Here is a 15,773-nt window from a genome sequence, read left to right as displayed (position 1 = left end):
GATTTGTATCATGACATCTTATCGTTGGGCAACCTTAGGCTGCGGTGTTATCGGCAATGAATTGGCTCAGGCCATGCAGCAGTTAGGGGGAAACTTGTATGGCGTCGGCAATCGGACCCATGCTAAAGCCGTCTCCTTTGCCGAAAAATACGGCATTTCCAAAGTTTATGACAAGCCGGAAGACATCTTTTCCGACCCCGACGTCGATATCGTCTACTTATCGACGCCGCATAATACCCATATCCAGTACCTGATTCCGGCCCTTGAAGCGGGCAAGCACGTCCTCTGTGAAAAGTCGATTACCCTCAACAGTGACGAACTGGCCCGGGCCCGTAAGGTCGCCGACGAAAAAGGCGTCGTCCTGGCCGAAGCCATGACCTTGTACCACATGCCGATTTATAAGAAACTTTCTGAACTCGTAAATTCCGGTGCTTTAGGGAAACTGCGCTTCGTCCAGATGAATTTCGGCAGCTATAAAGACTACGATATGAAGAACCGTTTCTTCAACCGCAGCTTAGCCGGCGGCGCCCTCCTCGATATCGGAGTCTACGCCCTGTCCTTCGTGCGCTACTTCATGACGGCTCAGCCCGACCAAATCGCCTCTCAGGTCCTGCGGGCCCCGACCGGCGTCGATGAACAGGCGGGCATCCTCCTTCAGAATAAAGAAGGGGAAATGGCAACCTTAGCCCTGTCCCTTCACGCCAAGCAGCCGAAACGAGGCATGGCCGCCTTCGATAAGGGCTATATCGAAATCTACGACTATCCCCGGGCTCAAGAAGCGACTATTACTTACACCGAAGACGGCCGCAAGGAAGTCATCCGGGAAGGCAGCACGGCCAAGGCCCTGCAGTACGAAGTCCTCGACATGGAACAGGCCGTTGCTAACGGCGGCAAGGGCATGTGCCAGGAATACACGAAAGACGTCATGGACCTCATGACTGCCATCCGTCAGCAGTGGGGCCTGACTTATCCGGAAGAAGAATAGGCATAATTGAGACTGAAAGGACCTTATAGAACGCGTCCTTTTACAGACATTTCCACCAGTCTTTGCAAAAGTTATACAGGCTCTCGCTATACTTAGTATGTACAGCGAGAGCCTGTTTTTATTGGGGATGAGGAGGAGATGCCATGTTTTCGTCACTGTTTTCCAGGAATCGAGACGACCTGGAAAGAAAAAATTATTCGCGCCTGTCCATCATTAGTGATTTCCATTATCCGTGTAAAAAGCTGGTCACGCCGAAAGAGCGCCTGCGCTATATGGCTGCCAAAGAGGGGGCCCTGCAGGATATGAACGACTGGCGCGACCTTGATTTAGCCGTCTTTACGGGCGATATGGTCCAGCGTAACGGCAGTGCCGAAGAATACCGCCTGGTGCGGCTCGTCGTCAACGGCCTGAAAAAGCGGAAAGCCTTCATTGCCGGCAATCATGAACTGCTCTATACGGGCCACGGCGAGGATCTCCGGCCCTGCAGCAGTACGGAACGAATCCTGCACTTTGCCCGCTATACCAAAACCTTCGGGCCCCTCTATTATGCCAAGGAACAGCGGGGCTATCTCCTCGTCTTCCTGTCGCCGGACACGGTTACCGGCGGCGCTGCCGTCGAATTATCTCACCAGCAGCTGACCTGGCTCGACCAAACTTTGGCCGCTCACCGTCAGATGCCGACGATCATCTTCTGTCACGCTCCTTTAGAAAATACAGCCGTTCCCGAAAAGAACGGCGTCAGCCTGCCGTCGCCGCGCAACTCCGCCCAGCCCGCCGCCGACATCCGCCGCATCCTGGCCCGCCACCACCAGGTCCGCCTGTGGGTATCGGGACACACCCATACCATGCCGGACGATGCGACCTTTATGGATGACCAGAACTATTATGAAGGTCGGGTCCTCAACGTCTATAACAGCGACTGGGACGAAGATACCATCTATTCCAACTCTATCTATCTTTACAACGACCGCATCCTCATTCGGACTTATAATCATACCGAGGGCATTTGGCTGCCCGCCTTCGACCGCACCATCACCCTGCCGGAATGGTGCCGCGCCGTCGCTTAGTCTGTATATTGGAATCAACCCTTATCTTGTTCAGCATATAAAGAAGACCGGAAAGAAGTGCATTCCATTTCTTTCCGGTCTTTTCAGCGTGCTTACGATGCTTGTGATTATTCTTCTTCGTCTTCGATGGCCAATTGGTCCGGCGTCGTGCAGAAGGTGAAATCGGGATTCCGTTCGACGATCCAGTTGGCCTGCCATTCGTTGGTGATGAGCAGGACGACGCGCTGTTTATGGTCTTTGACGATCATGGCGCTGTCGATGTTCTTGAGGTCCTTATAGTCGTTTCCGTTGTCCTGGATCCAGCGGGCGACGGTGTAGGGCAGGCGGTTCATTTCTAAATCGACGCCGTATTCGTGCTTCAGCCGGTATTCGAGGACTTCGAACTGCAATTGGCCGACGGCGCCGACGATGTAGCTTTCCATGGAGCCCATGTTTTCATAGATCTGAACGGCCCCTTCCTGGGCTAACTGGGTCATGCCCTTGAGGAACTGTTTGCGCTTCATGGAGTCCTTGGCGCGGATGCGGGCGAAGAGTTCCGGCGGGAAGGTCGGGAAGTCTTTAAAGGTGACCTTCTTTTTGCCGTCGTATAAGGTGTCGCCGACGCCCATGGTGCCGTTGTCAAAGACGCCGATGATGTCGCCCGGGTAGGCATCTTCGATGATCGTCCGTTCCGTAGCCAGGAACTGCTGGGGCTGCATGAGCCGCAGTGTCTTGCCGGACTGACGGTGGGTGACGGACATGCCCTTTTCGAATTTGCCCGAGCAGATGCGCATGAAGACGATGCGGTCGTGGTGCTGGGGATTCATGTTGGCCTGAATCTTAAAGACGAAGGACGTGAACTGATCCGACGTCGGGTCGACGGAGCCTTCGAGGCATTTTCGCGGCTGCGGTTTCGGTGCCATGCGCAGGAATTCTTCGAGGAAGGGTTTGACGCCGAAGTTGGTCATGGCCGATCCGAAGAACATGGGCGTCAATTCGCCGCGCTTGACCTTTTCCATGTCGAATTCGTCGCCGGCTTCGTCGAGGAGTTCGATGTCGTCGATGAGGCCCTGGTGGACGTCTTCTTCGAGGAGTTCCTTGAAAATCGGATCGTCGGCAGACCCCTTGGTCGAGGCTAATTTTCTCTGGCCGTGGGTCGTGTCCTTTTCAAAGAGTTCGATAGACGACGAGGCCCGGTCGTAAATGCCCTGGTAGCTGCCGTTGAGGCCGATAGGCCAGTTCATGGGGTAGGCGTGGATGCCCAGGATGTCTTCGATTTCATCCATGAGGTCGAAGGGGTTGCGGCCGAAGTGGTCGATTTTATTGACAAAGGTAAAGATGGGGATGCCCCGTTCTTTACAGACGCGGAATAACTTTTTTGTCTGCGCTTCGACGCCTTTGGCGACGTCGATGAGCATGACGGCGCTGTCGGCGGCCATGAGCGTCCGGTACGTGTCTTCACTGAAGTCCTGATGGCCCGGCGTATCGAGGATGTTGATGTGATGGCCTTCGTAGTCGAACTGCAGGACCGAGCTGGTAACCGAGATCCCACGCTGCTTTTCGATTTCCATCCAGTCGGAAACGGCGTGCTTGGCCGTTTTCCGGGCTTTGACGGAACCGGCCAGGTGGATGGCGCCTCCGTAGAGCAGCAATTTTTCAGTCAGCGTCGTCTTACCGGCATCGGGGTGAGAGATGATGGCAAAAGTACGGCGATTATTTACTTCATCGATTAATGACATAGTACACCTCATCTATTGTTAAAGCTAAAATATGCAAGTACTCTTTATTATATAAGTTTTTGCAGTCACTGGCAAGATTCTATTATGCATAAAACGGGTCCTTCAGGCCCTTACTTATAAATTTTAGATAGATATGAATTTTTTATCATTTCCTATGAGTAAAGTATAGCCTTCCTCTTGATTTCAGGTTATAATAGACTTAATCCATAGAGAATAGAGAAGGAGCATGTTAAAGTGATAATAACAAGAGAAACTGACTACGCAATACGTATTTTACGGTCCCTGGCCGATTGGGAACAGAAGAATATTCGGGAAATCAGCGATGAACAGATGATTCCCCGTCAGTTTGCTTACAAGATTTCCAAGAAGCTCGAGCAGGCCGGATATATTGAAATCATCCGCGGAGCCCAAGGCGGCTGCCGACTGGTGAAAGATTTGCATGAATTGAACCTGATGGACGTTATCACCGTTATGGATCGGGATAACATGATCATCAGCTGCCTCGACGGCAACTTTGAATGCCTGTATCGCCGCCGTCACGGCTCTTGCCCGACCCACGATGCCTATGCAGCCATTCAGGATAAGCTGGCGGAAAACTTGGCGGCCATCCCCTTACACACTTTGATTTCTGCTTCGGCAGCAAAAACGGACCCGCTTCCGGCAGAGAAAGCAGAATAACGCCGGCTGCCGTTCCGGTTCATCGATAGATAGGAAAGGAATTACCATGAAGAAAAAGCTTTTTTGCGTGACTTGTCTCTTACTTCTCCAGACGGCCTTCTTTGCGGCGCCTGTGTACCAGCCGGTCCAAGCTGCAAAAGGCGGTATTCGCATGTCGGCCCCGCGGTCGGCACCGGCGGTGACGGCTCCCAAAGCGGCGCCTAAGGCCAATACGAATAATAACGCTTCATCGGCACAATCCCAGACTCGCAATCAGACGGCTGCGCCTCGGGCCAACGCCAATACGACAGCCAATCGCTCGTCGGCTTGGGGTGGCGCTATGCGCGGCATCGGCCTCTTTGCCGGGGGCATGTTCCTGGGCAGCATGTTGAGCAGCCTCTTTGGCATGGGGAACTTTGGCTGGGCCGCCGATTTTCTCGGCCTGTTGTTTAATGTAGTACTCATTTATGTGCTGTTTAAGGCCGTGTCGGCTGTGTGGCGGGCCATCCGCGACCGGCGGCATCGATCATAAAAAAGGAAGGGCAGAAGCCCTTCTTTTTTGACTATAATGGGACTGATTCTGTCCCTGGGGTGGCGGGAATGCCTCAGACATGATATGTTCGTAGTATCAGTTAGTAACTATCCCGTCATGCGATTTGTAAAGGAGTAGGTCATGAATAACTATAAAATCATTGCTTGTGATATGGATGAAACGCTGCTCAGCAGCGATGCGACGATTTGTCAGCGCAATATCGAAGCCATTGCCAAGGCTGTCGCAAAGGGCGTCAAATTCGTGCCCTGCACGGGTCGGAGTTTTCGCACCATTGACGGCGTCTTGAAGACACTCCGTCTTTTTGAACAGCCCGACCAGTACGTCATCGGCCTCAATGGCGGCAACATCACGGAAAATAAGGGCAGCCGCTCCCTTTTCTGGGACCCCATTCCCTTTGACCTGGCCGATCAGATTTTTCGCAAGTGTGCTTCCTACGGCCAGTGCCTGCACATCTATACGCGGGACGTCGTCTACATCACCAATATTACGCCGGACGAAGAAGCCTTCCTGAAGGGCCGCATGGCCTACACGCCCTGCGAAGAAACGACCCTCGATTTTATCCGCGGTAAAGAAGAAGTCGGGAAATTGATCCTGACCAATACGGACTACGACTATTTGGAACGAGTTCATGCCGAACTGAAACCCCTCCTCGACGACATTACGGTCAGCTTCTCCAGCAACCGCTACATCGAATTCATGCATAAAGGCGTCAATAAGGGCGCCGGCCTCTTGAAATTGGCCGACATCCTCGGCGTGCGTCCGGAAGAAACGATGGCCATTGGTGACAACATCAACGACATCGATATGCTTAAAGCCGCCGGCCTGTCCGTCGGCGTCCGCAACCTGAATCCCGTCATTCGCGAGTACTGCGACGTCGTGACGGAAGCGACCAACAACGAGGGCGCCGTCGCTGAAGCCATCGAAAAATACGTATTATAAGTGACTGGTCCCTGCACGCCTTGCGTCAGGGGCCGATTTTCAGTATGATAGATGTAGATTACAGAAAGGAAAAGCTGCCTTATCGGGATAGGCAGCAGGAACAGGCATATGAACTCTACCGAAGCTATCTTAAAATTACAGAATGGCAGTGACGTCCGCGGCATCGCCGTCGAAGGCGTCCCTGACGAAAAGGTCAACCTGACGCCGGAAGCGGTCAACCGCATTGCCGCCGGCTTTGCCAAATTTTTAGCGCAGAAGCTGGGCAAAAAGGAAGGGGACTTACGCATCGCCGTCGGTCACGACTCGCGCATTTCAGCCGATATGATGAAAGAAGCCGTCTTTGCCGGTCTCCTCGGCCGGGGCGTTTACGTTACGGACTGCGGTCTGGCATCGACGCCGGCCATGTTCATGTCCATCATTTTTGAAGACACGGCCATGGACGGGTCCATCATGATCACGGCCAGCCATCTGCCGTACAACCGCAACGGCCTCAAATTCTTTACCAAGGACGGCGGCCTTGAAAAGAAGGAGGTCAAAGAAGTCCTGACGCTGGCGTCGAACCTTACGGCAACGGCCGTATCGACGGCAGCCATCGCCTCTTTGGACCTCATTGAACGCTACGCCCTCCACCTGCGTCAGAAGATCTGCGCCGGCCTCTGTGCCGGCATGTTCGACCGCCCCTTAGAAGGGATGCACATCGTCGTCGACGCCGGCAACGGCAGCGGCGGTTTCTTTGCGACGAAGGTCTTGGCACCTCTCGGCGCCGATACGACGGGGAGCCAGTTCCTCGAACCGGACGGCCACTTCCCGAACCATATCCCCAATCCGGAAAACAAAGAAGCCATGGCCTCCATCCGGAAAGCCGTCCTCGACAACAAGGCCGACCTGGGCCTCATCTTCGATACCGACGTCGACCGCATGAGCGCCGTCCTGCCCAGTGGGGAAGAAATCAACCGCAACGCCCTCATCGCCATGATGGCTGCCATTTTGGCGCCGGACTATCCGGGCAGTACCATCATTACCGACTCGGTCACGTCCGACGAATTGACGACCTTCCTTCAGGACGAACTGCACCTCGTCCATCATCGTTACATGCGGGGCTATAAGAATGTCATCGACGAATGCATCCGCCTCAACAAAGCCGGCACCGTATCGCCCTTGGCCATCGAAACGTCGGGGCACGGCGCCTTAAGCGAAAATTACTACCTCGACGACGGCGCTTATTTGGCCGTCAAACTCCTCATGGCTGCCGCCAAAGCCAAGAAGGCCGGAAAACCCTTAGGCGACCTCATCAAAGCCCTCGGCCAGCCTGCGGAAGGCGTGGAATATCGCCTTAAGATCACCGGTGACGGCGACGTACAGGCCTACGGGGCTGACGTCCTCAAGGCCTTTGAACAGCGGGCCGAAGAAAAGGGCATTGCCATTGCCAAACCGTCTTATGAAGGCGTCCGCCTCGTATTCGACGGCGGCTGGGCCCTCCTGCGCATGTCCCTCCACGACCCCAATATGCCCCTTAACATCGAAAGCAAGACCGTCGGCGGATGTGAAACCATCGCCAAGACCGTAAAAGGTTTCCTGGCCGGTTTTGACCGCTTAGACATTACCGTCCTTCCGGACTAAGACCGGCGGCGTCTTGTTCCAACGTCCATTCATACCGTACGTAAAAACAGCCCTTGACGACGAGGGCTGTTTTTTTGTATAATAAATGCACAATCATGTGACTGACGGAAGTGGAGTTACCACGGGGAGCATGATTTCTTGAAGCCGACCGTCTGGGCAACTTACCAGCGGAGCGGCCTTTTTTTATGCAGCGGACAAGGAGTGACTACCATGGCAAAGGTATTAAGCGATATCGAAATTGCACAACAGACGACATTAGAACCGATTACGACCATTGCAAAAAAGGTCGGACTGACCGACGACGACTTGGAACTCTACGGGAAATACAAGGCTAAGATTTCCTTTGACGCCATCAAGCGCCTTTCTAAAGAAAAAGACGGCAAACTTGTCTTGGTTACGGCCATTACGCCGACGCCGGCCGGCGAAGGCAAGACCTTAACGACCATCGGTTTGGCACAGGCTTTGAATTACATGGGCCATAAGGCCGTCGTCGCCCTGCGCGAACCCTCTCTGGGCCCTGTCTTTGGCATCAAAGGCGGCGCTGCCGGCGGCGGTTATTCCCAGGTCCTGCCCATGGAAGACATCAACCTCCATTTTACCGGTGACATGCACGCCATTACGGCGGCCAACAACCTTCTGGCAGCGGCCATCGACAACCACGTCCATCAGGGCAACGCCCTTCGCATCGACGTGCGCCGCATCATCTGGAAGCGGGTCATGGATATGAACGACCGGGCCCTTAGAAACCTTGTCGTCGGCATGGGCGGTAAGGTCTGCGGCTTCCCTCGGGAAGACCACTTCATGATCACCGTCGCTTCGGAAATCATGGCTGCTTTATGCTTAGCCCGTGACCTCATGGACCTCAAGAAGCGGATGGGGGACATCACCGTCGCTTATGACCTGGACGGAAATTTGGTTACGGCCCGTCAGCTCGGTGTCGAAGGGGCTATGGCCATCCTCATGAAAGATGCCATCAAACCGAACCTGGTCCAGACCATCGAACATACGCCGGCCCTCGTTCACGGCGGTCCCTTTGCCAACATCGCCCACGGCTGCAACTCCGTCGTCGCCACGAAACTGGCCATGAAGATGGGCGACATCGCCGTTACGGAAGCCGGTTTCGGTGCCGACCTCGGCGCTGAAAAGTTCATGGACATCAAGTGCCGTTTCGCCGGGATCAAACCCGATGCCGTCGTCATCGTCGCTACCGTCCGGGCCCTCAAGATGCACGGCGGCGTCGATAAGAAGAACCTCCAGGAAGAAAACGTCGAAGCCTTGAAGAAAGGCTTTGCCAATCTTGCCAAACACATTGAAAACATGCGCCTCTTCGACGTTCCCGTCGTTGTCGGCATCAATAAATTCATCAGCGATACGGATGCTGAAATTAAGGCCCTGCGCGACCTCTGCGCCGACTACGGCGTCGAAGCAGCCCTCAACAACTGCTGGGCTGAAGGCGGCAAGGGCGGCGTCGAAATGGGCGAAAAGGTCCTCAAGATGCTGGAACAGCCCAAGACGCCGTACAAACCGATCTACGACGTCAACGCCTCCATTCCGGAAAAACTGACGGCCATCGTCCAAAAAGTATACGGCGGCGACGGCGTCGTCTTTGAAGGCAACGCGAAAAAACAGATTCAGGAACTGGAATCCTTCGGTCTCGACCACATGCCGATCTGCGTCGCTAAGACCCAATATTCCCTGTCGGACAATCCGGCCCTCCTCGGTGCTCCCAAAAACTTTACGGTCACCGTCAAAGACGTCCGCGTCTGCACCGGTGCCGGCTTCATCGTCTGCCAGACGAGCAATATCATGACCATGCCGGGCCTGCCGAAGGTCCCGGCGGCCAACCGCATGGACATCGACGAAAACGGCGTCATTACAGGTCTCTTCTAAGATGGATTATACGAAGTTCCAATCGATGCCCCTCGACGAGCTCCTGACCGTTACGGCATCGAAAGAGCCCATTCCCGGCGGCGGCGGCATCGCCGCCATGACGGCTGCGTCGGCAGCAGCCTTGGTCGAAATGGTGGCCAACCTGACCATTGGGAAAAAAGGCTATGAAGAGATCGAAAAACTTATGATTTCCATTCGCGATAAGGCCCGGGTGCTGCGGCAGCGGTATCTCGAAGGCATCGCCGAAGACGCGGCGGCCTTCGACAACGTCATCCGTTCTGTCCGCCTGCCCAAGGATACGCCCAATCGGGCGGCCATCGTCCAGCAGGCCTTTAAAGATGCAGCCACGTCGCCCTTTGAGTTGGGGAAGGACATCTTCGCCCTCCTGCAATTAGCGGAACAGGTCGTCCGCTACGGCAACGCCTGGGTCATCACTGACGGTGCCATTGCCGCCATGAACGCCAGAGCCGCCATGAGGTCTGCCTTCTACAGCGTCCGCATCAATCTGCGGTCCATCAAAGACGAAGCCTTCGTAGCCCGGATGATTGCCCAGATTCGCGAAATTGAAGAAAAGGCCGTCATGGTCGAACAGAATGTAGAATACGAATATCGTCAGCGATAATAAAAACAGCATAACCTGAGAGAGACTGTCGTACCCGTGTGCGGCAGCCTCTCTTGTTATATAGGGCAAGATACCGTATAATATAAAGTATACGAAAGGAGAATACAATGTTTGATTTTAATATACTCGCGATTATCGCCGGTATCCCCGGCCTGCTCATTGCCCTGGTCATTCACGAATATGCCCACGCCCAAGTCGCAGACTGGATGGGGGACGATACGCCGCGAATGATGGGGCGCCTGACACTGAATCCCGTAGCTCACATCGATCCGGTAGGACTGATGATGCTCCTCGTAGCCCGCTTTGGCTGGGCGAAACCGGTCATGATCAACCCCGGCAACTTCCGCAACTGGCGGAAAGGGGAGATCTGCGTCGCCTTAGCCGGCCCCGTATCCAATTTGATCACGGGTTTTATCGCCCTCGTCGTCCAGCTGATTTTTGCCAAGCTGAACCTCTTCACCTCGACGGCCCTGCCCATGGTGCTGCAGCTCATCGTCTTGTATAACGTCAACTTCGCCATCTTCAACATGCTGCCCTTGCCGCCGCTGGACGGTTCACGGGTCCTGATGTGCTTTTTGCCGACGGAATGGTCGTATAAGCTGGCCGGCATCGAACGCTACAGCTTCCTGATCCTCATCGCCTTGATGATGACCCCTGTTTTTACGTATATTTTGATTCCCCTGCAGCGCTTGATCTTCACGTTGTTCTCGCTGCTTTTGGCTCCCTTTTGGTAAGGAGGGTTTATGATGATGTATAAGAAAATAATCGCAGCCGGTTTATTGTGGACGGCCCTTACGGCCTCGGCCGGCGCTTTTGACTATAACCAGTCCGTCGATGAAATCGCGGCCAATCCTTTGACGGCCTATCAGACGGTGTACCTCGGCATGCCGAGAGCCGATTTTGACGGCAACTTCTCGGTTTTATCGGATTGGACCTTCTACGGCAGCACCGTGTCCTTCACGGAAAAAGCCGAACGGACGTCGGTCGTAAAGAACGTTTCCGTCACGGAAGGCATCGAAATCTTTTCGGCCGATACGTCGGCCAAAGGCCGGGTCCTTGCCTTTGACAACTATTTCAAGACCAAGGACAAGGCCACGGCCAAGTCCATTTACACCCGCCTCGTAGCCACTATCTATTCCAATATGGAAAACTTCCCGGTCAAACAGAGCGATAAGGAAGTGGAATGGAAACAAGACGACGTCTCCATCACCGTCGCCTTTGACGGCCAAAAGGACAGTGACGGCGACTACATCGTCTACATCCGCCGCTACAACAACGAGATCCTGAAATAGCCTTTGTTGACAATGAACCTGAGAACGTATATAATAGGGTCATAGTTGATTTAACCTTTTGACCTTTAGCTTTTTTTGAAGAGGGTGAGTTTTATGAACAGTGTGAAAACGGTATTCCTCATGACGGCCCTGGCCTGTATCCTCATGGCTCTGGGCGGCATTTTCGGCGGCCGCAGCGGCGTCATGATTATGTTTATTATCGCCATGGGTATGAATTTCTTCTCCTATTGGTTCAGCGATACCATGGTACTGCGGGCTTATAAGGCCGAACAAGTCGGAGAAGATCACTATCTGTACCGCATCGTAGCCGATTTGGCGCAGCGTGCCGATTTGCCTATGCCCAAAGTCTACATCATTCCGACCGACGTGCCCAACGCCTTTGCAACCGGACGAAATCCGTCCCACGCAGCCGTAGCGGCAACGGCAGGGATCATGAATCTCCTCGATGAAGATGAAATCCGCGGCGTTTTGGCCCATGAAATGAGCCACGTCCTTCACTGCGACATCCTCATCAGTACCATCGTCGCTTCCTTTGCCAGTGCCATCGCCATGATTGCCAATATGGCCCAGTGGGCTGCCATCTTCGGCAGCGGCCGCGATAATGACGGCGAAGGCGGCAATCCCATCGCCCTCATCGCAACGGCTCTCTTAGCGCCCTTAGCGGCGTCGGTCATCCAAATGGGTATCTCGCGGACGCGGGAATACATGGCCGATGAAGAAGGGGGACGCATGATCGACGATCCCATCGCCTTGGCCCGTGCCTTGGCGAAAATCGACAATTACGCCCACTATCAGGTATTGCCCGGTGCCAGCAAGGCAACGGCCCACATGTGCATCATCAATCCCTTTTCCGGCGCCCGCAGCACGCTGATGAACTTGTTCAGCACTCATCCGCCGACAGAAGAACGCATTGCACGCCTCGAAGACTTAGACAGACAATTACACGGATAAAACCTATGCAGCCGCTCTCTGGAAATTATTTCCGGAGGGCGGCTTTTTCCGTTTCCCGGCGTTTGCATTTTTTTGCAGAAACGATATAATTAAACCATTGCAGCCACACCGTTTTTTTTATGACAGGAGGGGATAAGGGTTGGCACAATATATCATGCTGCAGGGGACGAGTTCCCATGTCGGCAAGAGCATCCTTACGACGGCCTTGTGCCGTATTTTTTTACAAGAGGGACAGCGCGTCGTTCCCTTTAAGGCCCAGAATATGGCCCTCAATTCTTATGTAACCGCCGACGGGCTGGAAATGGGCCGGGCCCAGGTCGCCCAAGCCGAGGCGGCAGGCCTCCTTCCCATGGTCGACATGAACCCCGTCCTCTTGAAGCCGACGGGAAATGCCTGCTCCCAGGTCATTATTGACGGCCGGCCCGTAGGCAATATGTCGGCCCGGGAATACCACAAGGGCTATGCCATAAAAGCCTTTGACGCCGTAAAGGCGGCTCTAAAACGTCTCGACAAGGCCTACGACACCTTGGTCATCGAAGGCGCCGGAAGTCCCGCCGAGATTAACTTAAAAGATCATGACATCGTCAATATGCGCGTCGCCAAATACCTGGGCGCACCGGTCCTCTTAGTAGCCGATATCGACCGCGGCGGGTCCCTGGCGGCACTGGTGGGCACCTTGGAACTCCTCGATGAAGAAGAACGGGCTCACGTCAAAGGCCTCATCATCAATAAATTCCGCGGCGACGTCTCCCTCTTTACGCCGGCTGTCGAGTTCTTAGAAAAAAAGACGGGAAAGCCCGTCTTAGGCGTCATTCCCTATATCGGCGACCTCGGCATCGACGACGAAGATTCCGTGTCCTTGGAGGACAAGGGAAGCGGGCCGCTGGCCGATACGGTAAACATCGCCGTTGTGAAAGTTCCCAAGATTTCCAATTTCACCGACTTCGACAGCCTGTCGCGGGAAGAAGATACCAATCTCTATTATATCAGTCGACCTGACGAACTTCACGGTGCCGACGCCGTCATCCTGCCGGGCAGCAAGAATACGACGGAAGACTTATTGTTCCTGAAAGAACACGGCTGGGATCAGGCGCTTGTGGCCTTCATGGAGCAGGGAAAACCGGTCGTCGGCATCTGCGGCGGCTACCAGATGATGGGCGATGCCGTCGTCGATCCCGACGGGAGCGAATCCGACTTAGGATCCGTCGAAGGCCTTCACATCCTTCAGGGGACGACGACTTTCAGCCCGGAGAAGCTGACCTTTCAGGTGACGGCCGAATGCCGGAGCCTGCCCTTTTTGGGCGAGTCTATCGACGCCGGGACGCTTACGGGCTACGAAATCCATATGGGACGGACCGACGTTGATGGCAGCGATGCCCATCCCTTTATCGTAACCAGCCGCTCGAAAGCGCCCTGCCAAGTAACGGTCGGTGCGGCCCGGACGGATGGCCTGGCCTGGGGAACTTACATTCACGGCATCTTTGACAACGATGACTTCCGGTGCCGGTTCCTGAACGTCCTGCGCCGCCGCAAAGGCTGGCAGGATCTTCCCGTTTCCCTGCACTACCGACAGGAAAAAGAAGCAAAGTACGATCGCTTGGCTGCCGTCGTGAGAGAATCCCTCGACATGCCACGCCTGCAGCGCATCATAGAGGAGGGGATACGATGATTACGGTCATCACGGCATTCATTATCGATTTTATCATCGGCGACCCGCGGACGACGCTTCATCCCGTCGCCTTGATGGGGTCCTTTATCAGCATGCTCGAAAGACTCTTTTACAATGAAAAATCATCGAAGTGGGAGCATTTCATCTTAGGCGGTCTCTTGGTTTTCATCACCTTGTTATTTTTCTATAATCTGACCCTGGCCATCGTCCTGATCTTGGAATTTCTTCCTCACCAAGGGGTGAATTACGCCATCCAGGGCCTTATCTTGTCCTTTATGATCTGCCCTCACAGCCTGGCCAAAGCCGGCCGGGATATATATAATTATCTCCTGCGCCACCACCTGCGCATGGCCCGCATCAAGGTCGGCCAGATCGTCGGCCGGGACACGAAGCACCTCGACAGTCCGGAAGTGACGAGAGCGACGGTGGAAACGATTGCCGAAAATACCGTCGACGGCATCGTATCGCCCTTATTTTTCTTCGCCCTCGGCGGGCTGCCTTTGGCCGTCGTCTATCGGGCGGCCAATACCCTCGATTCCATGATCGGCTATAAGAACGACCGCTACCTCTACTTCGGCCGCGTCGCTGCCCGCATCGACGACGTCTTAAACTACATCCCGGCAAGACTGACCGGCCTCTTATTCATCGCCGTCGCTGCCATCCTGGGCCATGACTACAAACAGGCCTGGAACATCATGGGCCGCGATGCGAAAAAGCACCCCAGCCCCAATGGCGGTTACGCTGAAGCGACCGTGGCCGGTGCCCTCGGTATCCGCCTGGGCGGCCACAATCGCTATTTCGGAAAAGATACCTTCCGGGAATACATGGGCGATGCCGGCCGCGAATTGGAACCGATCCATATTAAACAGACCATCCGCCTGATGTACGGCGCGTCCCTGTTGGCAGGGGCCATGACGGCCCTCTTGTCCTGGGCACGGTACGGCCTATGGAGCTGATCGTCCGCGTACCCGGTTCCTGCGGGGAAATCATGCAGGGCTATTGGCAGGGCGAGCCCTTTTTGGTGACCTGTCCCATCGACCGCTACAGTACGGTTACGGTCCGTTCGGGGACGGGACGCCTTGTCGGCGGCGGGGCCAAGGCGAAACGCGCTTTTTCTCTGGCCCTGACTTACTGCCGGGTATCCGAGCTGCCCTATGATTTTTACCTTACGTCTGATCTCCCGGAAGGCAAGGGCATGGCCTCGAGTTCAGCCGATATCTGCGCCGTCCTGGCCGCCGTCGGCTTCGTTTTAGGACGCCCCTTACGTGAACAAGAGATTGGCCGCCTGGCCGCTTCTATCGAGCCGACCGACGGCATTTTTTGTCGGGGCATGGCCGTCATCGAGCCCGATACGGGACGCATCAAGGCCGTATTTTCACAGGTTCCCAAGCTTTCCATCGCCGTCTTTGACTCCGGCGGCATCGTCGATACCGTCGCCTTCCACGAAAAGGGGCGGCGCCGAAGACATCCCGATTCAAAGGCCATGGCGGCCGGCATGGCCCTCTTACAGGACCCACTTACGGCCGAGAACCTGGGGCGGGCGGCGACGTACAGCGCCCTGGCCAATCAGGCTCTCCTGGAAAAGCCGGACTTTCCGGCCTTCGTCGAAAGGGCCCTCCAAAAGCCCTGTGTCGTCGGTGTCAATACGGCCCATAGTGGGACCGTTGCCGGTGTCTTTTTTACCGAAGGGGAGGGCCTTGACGTCCGAGCGGACATCGTCCGCCCCTTGACGGCTGCCTTTCCCGACTGGACCTACGTCGATACGGTCCGTCTCCAAGAGGGCGGCATTTTTATGGAAAGGAGGTGATAG

Annotated in this window: 15 protein-coding genes and 1 riboswitch; of the genes, 14 read left to right on the top strand and 1 reads right to left on the bottom strand. The window is 55.0% G+C overall.

Annotated features, from left to right (window positions below; all coding sequences use genetic code 11):
* Positions 1 to 10: 10 nt before the first annotated feature.
* Positions 11 to 985 (top strand): Gfo/Idh/MocA family protein, encoded by a 975-nt coding sequence (locus tag TX77_RS06275; RefSeq protein ID WP_044503927.1) that lies wholly within the window; start codon positions 11 to 13, stop codon positions 983 to 985.
* 143 nt (positions 986 to 1,128) lie between these two features.
* Complete coding sequence (locus tag TX77_RS13235) at positions 1,129 to 2,052, top strand: metallophosphoesterase family protein (RefSeq protein ID WP_044503926.1); 924 nt, start codon at positions 1,129 to 1,131, stop codon at positions 2,050 to 2,052.
* A 107-nt stretch (positions 2,053 to 2,159) separates the two neighbouring features.
* On the opposite strand, the gene TX77_RS06265 is transcribed toward TX77_RS13235, so the two are convergent.
* Positions 2,160 to 3,770: a peptide chain release factor 3 gene (locus tag TX77_RS06265; RefSeq protein WP_044503925.1), complete on the bottom strand. Its 1,611-nt coding sequence runs from the start codon at positions 3,768 to 3,770 to the stop codon at positions 2,160 to 2,162.
* Positions 3,771 to 4,004: 234 nt separating this feature from the next.
* Between TX77_RS06265 and TX77_RS06260 the strand changes: the two genes are divergently transcribed.
* The 12 genes from TX77_RS06260 to TX77_RS06205 all read left to right on the top strand — a co-directional run bounded on the left by TX77_RS06260 (position 4,005) and on the right by TX77_RS06205 (position 15,770).
* The gene (locus tag TX77_RS06260; RefSeq protein ID WP_044503924.1) at positions 4,005 to 4,448 is read left to right on the top strand and encodes an RrF2 family transcriptional regulator; all 444 of its coding nucleotides are present in this window, start codon (positions 4,005 to 4,007) and stop codon (positions 4,446 to 4,448) included.
* A 46-nt stretch (positions 4,449 to 4,494) separates the two neighbouring features.
* Complete coding sequence (locus tag TX77_RS06255) at positions 4,495 to 4,959, top strand: DUF2076 domain-containing protein (RefSeq protein WP_049917313.1); 465 nt, start codon at positions 4,495 to 4,497, stop codon at positions 4,957 to 4,959.
* A 141-nt stretch (positions 4,960 to 5,100) separates the two neighbouring features.
* Entirely contained in the window at positions 5,101 to 5,919 is an 819-nt protein-coding gene (locus tag TX77_RS06250; RefSeq protein ID WP_044503923.1) for a Cof-type HAD-IIB family hydrolase, read from the top strand.
* Between the two features lie 108 nt (positions 5,920 to 6,027).
* A complete protein-coding gene (locus TX77_RS06245) occupies positions 6,028 to 7,539 on the top strand; it encodes a phosphohexomutase domain-containing protein (protein WP_044503922.1) in 1,512 nt (503 codons plus the stop codon).
* A gap of 87 nt (positions 7,540 to 7,626) precedes the next feature.
* Positions 7,627 to 7,704, top strand: a riboswitch (ZMP/ZTP riboswitch).
* A 45-nt stretch (positions 7,705 to 7,749) separates the two neighbouring features.
* Entirely contained in the window at positions 7,750 to 9,429 is a 1,680-nt protein-coding gene (locus tag TX77_RS06240; protein WP_044503921.1) for a formate--tetrahydrofolate ligase, read from the top strand.
* Between the two features lies 1 nt (position 9,430).
* Positions 9,431 to 10,051 (top strand): cyclodeaminase/cyclohydrolase family protein, encoded by a 621-nt coding sequence (locus TX77_RS06235; protein WP_044503920.1) that lies wholly within the window; start codon positions 9,431 to 9,433, stop codon positions 10,049 to 10,051.
* 107 nt (positions 10,052 to 10,158) lie between these two features.
* Positions 10,159 to 10,785, top strand: a complete 627-nt coding sequence (locus TX77_RS06230; RefSeq protein WP_044503919.1) for a site-2 protease family protein — start codon at positions 10,159 to 10,161, stop codon at positions 10,783 to 10,785.
* A 15-nt stretch (positions 10,786 to 10,800) separates the two neighbouring features.
* Positions 10,801 to 11,343 (top strand): hypothetical protein, encoded by a 543-nt coding sequence (locus TX77_RS06225; RefSeq protein WP_230198074.1) that lies wholly within the window; start codon positions 10,801 to 10,803, stop codon positions 11,341 to 11,343.
* 93 nt (positions 11,344 to 11,436) lie between these two features.
* A complete protein-coding gene (htpX, locus tag TX77_RS06220) occupies positions 11,437 to 12,294 on the top strand; it encodes a zinc metalloprotease HtpX (RefSeq protein ID WP_044503917.1) in 858 nt (285 codons plus the stop codon).
* A gap of 139 nt (positions 12,295 to 12,433) precedes the next feature.
* Positions 12,434 to 13,963 carry a cobyric acid synthase gene (locus TX77_RS06215; protein WP_044503916.1) on the top strand — a complete coding sequence of 510 codons (1,530 nt, stop codon included), beginning with the start codon at positions 12,434 to 12,436 and terminating at the stop codon, positions 13,961 to 13,963.
* A complete protein-coding gene (cbiB, locus tag TX77_RS06210; RefSeq protein WP_044503915.1) occupies positions 13,960 to 14,919 on the top strand; it encodes an adenosylcobinamide-phosphate synthase CbiB in 960 nt (319 codons plus the stop codon). Before TX77_RS06215 ends, cbiB begins: the two co-directional genes overlap by 4 nt.
* The gene (locus tag TX77_RS06205) at positions 14,910 to 15,770 is read left to right on the top strand and encodes a GHMP family kinase ATP-binding protein (protein WP_044503914.1); all 861 of its coding nucleotides are present in this window, start codon (positions 14,910 to 14,912) and stop codon (positions 15,768 to 15,770) included. Before cbiB ends, TX77_RS06205 begins: the two co-directional genes overlap by 10 nt.
* Positions 15,771 to 15,773: the final 3 nt, after the last annotated feature.

The sequence above is a fragment of the Megasphaera massiliensis genome (assembly GCF_000455225.1).
In the GTDB taxonomy this organism is placed as follows: Bacteria; Bacillota; Negativicutes; order Veillonellales; family Megasphaeraceae; genus Megasphaera; species Megasphaera massiliensis.
This window is presented reverse-complemented; position numbering and strand designations above follow the sequence as displayed.

What these genes read in the sequence shown, in the direction of transcription:
- TX77_RS06255 (WP_049917313.1), top strand. Translation starts at nt 4,495, where the DNA reads ATGAAGAAAAAGCTTTTTTGCGTGACTTGTCTCTTACTTCTCCAGACG.
- TX77_RS06240 (WP_044503921.1), top strand. Translation starts at nt 7,750, where the DNA reads ATGGCAAAGGTATTAAGCGATATCGAAATTGCACAACAGACGACATTA.
- TX77_RS06230 (WP_044503919.1), top strand. Translation starts at nt 10,159, where the DNA reads ATGTTTGATTTTAATATACTCGCGATTATCGCCGGTATCCCCGGCCTG.
- TX77_RS06225 (WP_230198074.1), top strand. Translation starts at nt 10,801, where the DNA reads ATGTATAAGAAAATAATCGCAGCCGGTTTATTGTGGACGGCCCTTACG.
- TX77_RS06250 (WP_044503923.1), top strand. Translation starts at nt 5,101, where the DNA reads ATGAATAACTATAAAATCATTGCTTGTGATATGGATGAAACGCTGCTC.
- TX77_RS06235 (WP_044503920.1), top strand. Translation starts at nt 9,431, where the DNA reads ATGGATTATACGAAGTTCCAATCGATGCCCCTCGACGAGCTCCTGACC.
- TX77_RS06265 (WP_044503925.1), bottom strand. Translation starts at nt 3,770, where the DNA reads ATGTCATTAATCGATGAAGTAAATAATCGCCGTACTTTTGCCATCATC.
- TX77_RS06205 (WP_044503914.1), top strand. Translation starts at nt 14,910, where the DNA reads ATGGAGCTGATCGTCCGCGTACCCGGTTCCTGCGGGGAAATCATGCAG.
- TX77_RS06245 (WP_044503922.1), top strand. Translation starts at nt 6,028, where the DNA reads ATGAACTCTACCGAAGCTATCTTAAAATTACAGAATGGCAGTGACGTC.
- TX77_RS06275 (WP_044503927.1), top strand. Translation starts at nt 11, where the DNA reads ATGACATCTTATCGTTGGGCAACCTTAGGCTGCGGTGTTATCGGCAAT.
- TX77_RS13235 (WP_044503926.1), top strand. Translation starts at nt 1,129, where the DNA reads ATGTTTTCGTCACTGTTTTCCAGGAATCGAGACGACCTGGAAAGAAAA.
- cbiB (WP_044503915.1), top strand. Translation starts at nt 13,960, where the DNA reads ATGATTACGGTCATCACGGCATTCATTATCGATTTTATCATCGGCGAC.
- htpX (WP_044503917.1), top strand. Translation starts at nt 11,437, where the DNA reads ATGAACAGTGTGAAAACGGTATTCCTCATGACGGCCCTGGCCTGTATC.